This window comes from Bacillus cereus group sp. BceL062 (assembly GCF_051780025.1).
Taxonomy (GTDB): Bacteria; Bacillota; Bacilli; order Bacillales; family Bacillaceae_G; genus Bacillus_A; species Bacillus_A toyonensis.
This window is the reverse complement of sequence record NZ_JBPWGY010000025.1, coordinates 25991-32702: the sequence shown is the minus strand read 5'-3', so window position 1 is coordinate 32702 and position 6712 is coordinate 25991. Positions and strand designations below refer to the sequence as shown.

Here is a 6712-nt window from a genome sequence, read left to right as displayed (position 1 = left end):
AAAACATGAAAAAAATAGCCCTTCACCTAACCAAAAAAGGTCTGGTGGAGGGCTGTTTTTCTAAAATTTATTATTTTATATTGTTTTCATTTACTAAAATTAAAAAGGATTGCAGAATGTTGGGAACCCTAAAGGGTTTCCCAACACTCTTTTTTTAAATATGATCATTGAAATATTCTAAAGAAACTTGAAGTTGTTGCTTTAAAATTTTTCTCCATAAATGATGCTTAATTTCCCCGGTGCCTTTACTAACCTTAGTACGTTTAATCGTCCCGTCTGACATAATCTTTCTATAAAAATAGTGATCGGTGTCTTTATAGCATTCCCATCCATCTTTTTCACAAAAGCGCTTTAATTCTTTAAATGTCGGCATGGATTAAGCGAGTAACCCCATCTAAATCATCTTGCAATAGAACGTTCATAATAAATGGAAAGTGTTCACGACGGTTTGGGGCATTATAGTATAGTTGAATATTATCAGAGTAGTCTTGTGCATATTCAATTAATTCGACAGCTAAATCACGAATAGCCGCGTCTTCTGATTTTGCATTAACAAATAAATCGAAATCCTTTAATTCGGCTGTGATTGAATCATCATCTTCAAGTACATATTTTAAAGTGAAAGTGTAAGTAGAAAAGGCCATTTTAGCCTGGTGCATATTGAGACTTAAAAATGGTTCTTTATTGTTTCTAGAAACAAATTGTGGTTTGTTTTGTTGAACTACACCATCGATGAATTCGCTCCAATTTTTGCGAACATCAGTAGCGTTAAGAACAGCTTGCATAATCATCTCCCCTTTCACCTCCAGTATAAACTTAAACATTGAAATTGTACATAGTGTACACTATGTACAATTTGTATTCTTGTTTATTTTATTCATTTCCTTCACTTTTTAACCCTATAAATTATAAAAAAGGCACTTGAATTTTTAATTTTATACAATATATCAATATTGTTAGCAACTAACTAAAAGGAGATAGTCCAAAGGATAGTGTAGATAGGTGTTTTCAGTGTTTTGGAAGTCAAAACCGTCTAAAAATCAACTTAGCAAATTACTTAATTGATAATTAATACTTTTTATTTATTGTACATTTATTTATATAAATTTGACTTGAAATATGATGCTTGAAGCATTTTATTGTAGGTGAATTTATATCTAAAGTAGAGGTCCAATATAGATTTTCCTTTACTTAGTAATAAGTTTGTTATCTGATAATGGGAAGGGGAGGTTTCATGAAAAAATTACCAATAATTACAGGGTGTGTTATTACAGCCATGATGGCAAGTCAAGTTTTACCATTACCAGCATGCGCAGCTGAAAAAAAACAAACGGAAAACCAAAGTTTAAATACAAGTAATATTTTGGTTTCTCCAACACTACAAAATTTAGGAACACAGAGCATTTTATTAAAGACATATGCATTAACATTATTAAAGCAACCTACGGTAGCAATTGAGGCTATGCCAAACTTGAAATCATACCAAGAAAAGGCGAAGCAACATGCCCGTGATTGGTTGGATACCGTTCAACCAAGTTTTATTGATGCAAATCAGCAATCTATCTCATTTCAGCAAAAATTTCAAATATATTATGACAAATTAATTGAACTATCTTCCAAAATAAGTACGGATGATCAAGCTAAAATAGATTTTGTTATGGGCATTACAAAATTGCAAGAGAGTTTGAATAAGCATCAAAATCAAATTGAAAAGATGTCATTAGATTTACAAAAATTCCAACGGAATTTTAATGTTGATGCAGAAAATTTTATGAATGCCGCTGCTGCAGCGACAACATCTTTAGCAAATAAAAATGGAGAAGTTGAACAATTAACAAAGCAAATTGAAGCAATTAATGGTGATATCAAATCTCAAATTGGAATAATTGTAGGTGGGACCATTGGTATGGTAGCTGGAATAGGAGCAATTGTTTTTGGGACTATTGTTTTATTTACAACAACTGTTGCAACAGGAGGGGTTGGAGCTGCGGTTGTTGTACCTGCACTGGGTAGTATTGCACCTGCATTAGGTGGAATAGTCGGTGGAACAGGTGGACTTATAGGTGGAGGTGTGACAGTAGGGTTTGCTGCAAAAAAATTAGAGGAAAAACGTAAAGAATTACAAGAAATCACGCAAAAATTAACAACCACGAAAGCAGATGCAGCGGCTTTAACACTTTTAGTAGGACAAGTGAACGCATTTAAGGAGAATGTAACCAAGGGAAAAGAGAGTCTGGAGGGCTTTGACGACAATTGGTTTGAATTAAAAAATAATTTTACTGAACTACAGCAGTATGTAAATAAAATTAATCCGGATAGCTCTGTATTGCAAAATAATTTAGTGCAAATTAAAAAAAGGGTAGACGATTTGGCTGCTCAAGCTAAGCAACAAGAAAAGGTTATTACGGATATTTCCTATCAATAGAAAACACTTGGAATAAGTATATAAATTATTTATAGCTCAAAAGGGAGGATATTTATGAAAAAAATACCTGTTAAATTAATGACATGTGCTGCGTTGGTTACAACTTTATCTACAGCAAGTATTATGCCTTCTTATGTGTTTGCGTCTGAAACAAAAGAAGTAACGATGAAGAATGAAAAACAACCTAACTTACCAGATAAGTATTTAGGGCCAGAAGGATTACAAAAAGCATTACAAGAAACGGGCTCACATGTAATAGTGCTAGATGCTTACGCTCTTACTTTGTTAAAGTCTCCTCAGATTAATCTAGATAAAAATATATTTACAGAAAAGAAAGATAAAGATTTAGTGGACGCCGTTATAAATACACAAAAAATAGCACAAGGGAATGCAACACATTGGATAGATGTATTAAAGCCAGAATTAATTAATGTAAACCAAGGTATTGTCAATTATGGATCCAAGTTTGATAATTACTATCAAACTATTGTGGATGCTGTTGATGCAAAGGACAAGGAAACTACTAAACAAGGTGTTCAGCGTTTATATAAAAACGTAGAGCAGAATAAAGATAAAATAGATCAATTAATATTAGATTTAAAGAATTTTCGTGATAAGTTGATTACAGATACCAACGGATTTCAAACTAAGACAAATCAAATGCTTACAATTTTAGAAGGGAAAAATGCTATTATGCCTTCTCTAAAACAACAAATTGATGCCTATAATTCTCAAGTTAGTGCAGCAATTGCTATGATTGCTTCTGGTGGTGTCTTAACACTTATGGGAACAGGATTCGGTGTACTTACAGTAGTATTAGCTGTAAGTGGAGTGGGCTTACCTTTTGCAGCCATTACAGGTACGGTTGCAGCGGGGAGCATTGGTGGTGGAGTGACCCTTATTGTGACAGGAAATAATAAATTAAAAGAAGCGAATTCTCAAATTGCAAAATTGACAATGCAATTAAAAGATACAGATTTACAAGTAGCGGCGTTAAAAGTGGCAAGTGATCAAACTAAGACATTTGCAGATACAATTAATACAGCGATTGATTCAGCAGAAACGTTAAAAGATCAGTGGACGACAATGGGATCTAAATATAAATCATTAATGGACAATATTGATGAAATTTCACCAAGTTCTCTTGCGTTTGTTAAAGAAGATTTAAAAACAGCAAAAGATAGTTGGTTAAATATTAAATCTTATGCAGATACATTGTATTCAAAAATTACGATTAGTAAATGATATCGTTTAATAGTTATCCCTGTGCATAATAAATTGCACAGGGATAACTATTAGTATAGGAAAGAGGAGATGTGCATGCCATCTGTTAAAAAAATAATTGTGCATTGTTTTTTATGTATATGTGCGATATCTTCATTTTTCAATTCAACTCCTGTATTTGCCCAAATTATGAGCCCAGGAGCTATGCTAAATTTAGAAGTTGGTAGGATGTTAGATTTAAGTTCTGGGTTTTATAATACCCTGGAACAATATAAGCGTCTAGAACATAGACGTATTCCTACAGATATTTTAATATCTGTGACTAAACATGTAGATAATACGGGAAGTCTAGGGAAAGAATGGTACATTGAAATAGCACCACATATGCAAACTATACGAAAGCAAATTCTATCTTATAATACCACCTTCCAACAAAAGTTTAGTGATATACAAAAACAAATTCAAAATAAAGATAAAGAACGAATTCTGCAAATATTAGAAACTATTCAATCTGATATTACAATTCAAAAACAAGAGGTTACGAAGTTTTTAACAACTATGCAGGGCTTCAGGAACAATGTCGGTACTAATTCTAGACAACTTCAAAATGCTTGTATACCGATGCAGGTTATTATAGATATAGAAGAGGAAAAACAAGGTTATCCAGTGATAGGAGAGAACATTTTATTAAATCGTGTATTAGATATTATTAACTATATTAATGGAGTGAATGGAGGGGCAGTAGGATTATTAAATACTTTAGAGGCTATGAATACAAATTGGCTGACCTTAGAAGCTAAGTTACAATCGCTTATTCAAAATATAAAAGATGCTTCTGATATTAGCATGAATTTTATTAGTGCAGATATGCAAATTGTAAAAGAGAATTGGGATAATATCTATAATAATACACATCAATTATATTGGGAAGTAGACTAGGTAAGGTAATTCCTCTTTCCCTCTTCAATTTGTGGTTGCATGACAGTAATTCATGCCCAAAAGTAAGTATAAAACTATATTCTTCGTTCGATAGTTTGATAGGATTGAATATATGAAAAAAACTGGACAAAATATGTCCAGTTTTTAAAACTTTCTAAATTTATCGAATCAGTTTCGTTTGATTCATCATGCTTTTTTATGCCTTTAAAAGGAAGTTTTTGAATAGATTTCAGAATGGGTATAAAAGACTATGAAAGCTGTATTAGTTTGTAGGGACTAACTCGAATCCTTGATTTTGATTTTGACCTTGCTGTTTTAACGGCCATGTTATTATATTTGTTCCCTTTTCAGTACCTGCATTTGAAACATCTAGCACCTGACCATTTGCCAAGTTTTCTAGGTACACAAATTTACTTCCTCTCTCTCGTTTAAGTTTCCAATGTAATATATCAGGATACTCATGTGAGGAAGTGGATAGAATCGCATACACATTAACACCTGACTTATTGACATTACTGTAGTCAATGTTAGCAGCCATGTACGATGATAGACCCGTTTCTATTGAAGTCTCAATTACATATGAATTTCGAGCCTGATCGTAAATAATAAAAAATTTATTATTTAACTGCCCGTTATTCTCCTCAAGTTGTATGTTATTACCAGACATACCTACAACCATGCTACTATTTTGTGTGGATTGAATTATATATTTTCCGTTTGGTATCCTAACATCTATCATCAGCTCTTCCATACTTTTTTTCGCTAGCTTGAATGCCTCGTTATCTGCTGTATTTTGGATATAGTTACCTCTTTTTTGTATTAAGTCTTCATATTGCTTTTTATACTCATAAGCTTTTTGTGCCTTTTGTCTAGCCTTCTCAGCACCATACACTTCACCTATTTGTTGTAACAGTTTTGCCTCATCTAAACATTGCTTTCGGGTTTTTTCTAGGTTTTCTAAATTTGTGTTTTCATCAGAACTAATGATTCCAACAAGAGCTTGTTTTTTTGCGGCGTGTATTGTATCGTCCATTTTCTTGTTGAATTTTTGTTTACCCAATTTAGATGTTGCCTCTATATAATTTGCGTATTCTATAGGGAGTCTCTTGAAATCCTCTACATACCCTTTATAGGTTTCATCATCCATTTGTATTCTAGAACTTTGCCCATTCTGTTCTATCATATTTAAAAATAGTAAATGAGCGGTTGCGATAAGAGTGTATATAGGAAGCTCTTCTGCTTTGAATGAACGTTTCTGACAATCATTTATAACTTCTATAAATTTATCGTTAATATTGGATGCTTTATTACGGAGGGTCTCTTGTACCGTTCCTTGCTCTCCAAAAGTTACCGGTTTACCATTTAGTAGGTCATCGAACCTGGACATTAAATCTTTTAATGTTTTTCCTTTTTGTTCAAGAGTCTCTATATCATAGTCTGCAATTTGTTCATTTATCAGTGCAACTAGTGCCTTAGTCTGTGCAGTCATATCTGTTCCTACATTAGCTGGCCAAAGTAACCCAATTATTGGAGAAATAAATGATCCAACATATGGAATAAGTGCCGTGGCACCTAGCACAAGAGTTCTAGCAGTGCCGGTAAAATCTTTGTTATATGCATCCAAGTAAGCTTGATTTAATAAATTTCCTCCCAATAAAGTAATCGCCTTTACAGTGGGTGAATCAAAAGGGGTGCTATTAAGCAGTGTTACAGATCCATCTGCAGCGACTTTAAAAACGTTGCTGCCAACGGTGTTAGAATTTTTGGGGTAGGAAGAAACTTTCTGTTTTTCTGTTGTATTCTCAGCAGCAAATGCAGAAGCCGTGTTTCCTAATATACTGCCCCCTAAAGTCATAGTTGCGATTGTTAAAAATAACGATTGTTTGTACTTCTGCTTTGCATTTGTTCGATTTTTGTAGTTCATACATAAGTATTCCTTTCCATTTGGATTATTTTTTAAGAATTTTTATTACATCAAGTAAATAAGTAACATACTTTATTATAGGCAGGAGCATATCCATTTCATATAACGAAAAGTGCTTATGACTAATTCAATTATTTTAAGTATATTTAGGCCATGATATGTTTTGGGAAGATAATAATTGGGAAAATCAAGCAGTTAAT

General features: G+C 32.9%; 5 protein-coding genes. 3 read left to right on the top strand and 2 right to left on the bottom strand.

Annotated elements, in window-relative coordinates; all coding sequences use genetic code 11:
* Positions 1-359 precede the first annotated feature (359 nt).
* Positions 360-785 carry a hypothetical protein gene (locus ACS2MN_RS30265; RefSeq protein ID WP_346994929.1) on the bottom strand — a complete coding sequence of 142 codons (426 nt, stop codon included), beginning with the start codon at positions 783-785 and terminating at the stop codon, positions 360-362.
* Between the two features lie 449 nt (positions 786-1234).
* On the opposite strand from ACS2MN_RS30265, the gene ACS2MN_RS30260 reads away from it, so the two are divergent.
* From ACS2MN_RS30260 to ACS2MN_RS30250, 3 genes are all read left to right on the top strand, one after another.
* Positions 1235-2425 carry an HBL/NHE enterotoxin family protein gene (locus ACS2MN_RS30260; RefSeq protein WP_346994928.1) on the top strand — a complete coding sequence of 397 codons (1191 nt, stop codon included), beginning with the start codon at positions 1235-1237 and terminating at the stop codon, positions 2423-2425.
* A gap of 54 nt (positions 2426-2479) precedes the next feature.
* Positions 2480-3670: an HBL/NHE enterotoxin family protein gene (locus tag ACS2MN_RS30255; protein WP_346994927.1), complete on the top strand. Its 1191-nt coding sequence runs from the start codon at positions 2480-2482 to the stop codon at positions 3668-3670.
* A gap of 75 nt (positions 3671-3745) precedes the next feature.
* Positions 3746-4588, top strand: coding sequence for an HBL/NHE enterotoxin family protein (locus ACS2MN_RS30250; RefSeq protein ID WP_346994926.1), 843 nt, complete (start codon positions 3746-3748; stop codon positions 4586-4588).
* Between the two features lie 262 nt (positions 4589-4850).
* Here the strand turns inward: ACS2MN_RS30250 and ACS2MN_RS30245 are convergent, their stop codons facing one another.
* Entirely contained in the window at positions 4851-6512 is a 1662-nt protein-coding gene (locus tag ACS2MN_RS30245) for an insecticidal delta-endotoxin Cry8Ea1 family protein (protein ID WP_346994925.1), read from the bottom strand.
* Positions 6513-6712 lie beyond the last annotated feature (200 nt).

Bases quoted from the DNA above. Each gene is read 5' to 3' on its own strand.
- ACS2MN_RS30265 (WP_346994929.1), bottom strand. From the start codon at position 785: ATGCAAGCTGTTCTTAACGCTACTGATGTTCGCAAAAATTGGAGCGAA.
- ACS2MN_RS30260 (WP_346994928.1), top strand. From the start codon at position 1,235: ATGAAAAAATTACCAATAATTACAGGGTGTGTTATTACAGCCATGATG.
- ACS2MN_RS30255 (WP_346994927.1), top strand. From the start codon at position 2,480: ATGAAAAAAATACCTGTTAAATTAATGACATGTGCTGCGTTGGTTACA.
- ACS2MN_RS30250 (WP_346994926.1), top strand. From the start codon at position 3,746: ATGCCATCTGTTAAAAAAATAATTGTGCATTGTTTTTTATGTATATGT.
- ACS2MN_RS30245 (WP_346994925.1), bottom strand. From the start codon at position 6,512: ATGAACTACAAAAATCGAACAAATGCAAAGCAGAAGTACAAACAATCG.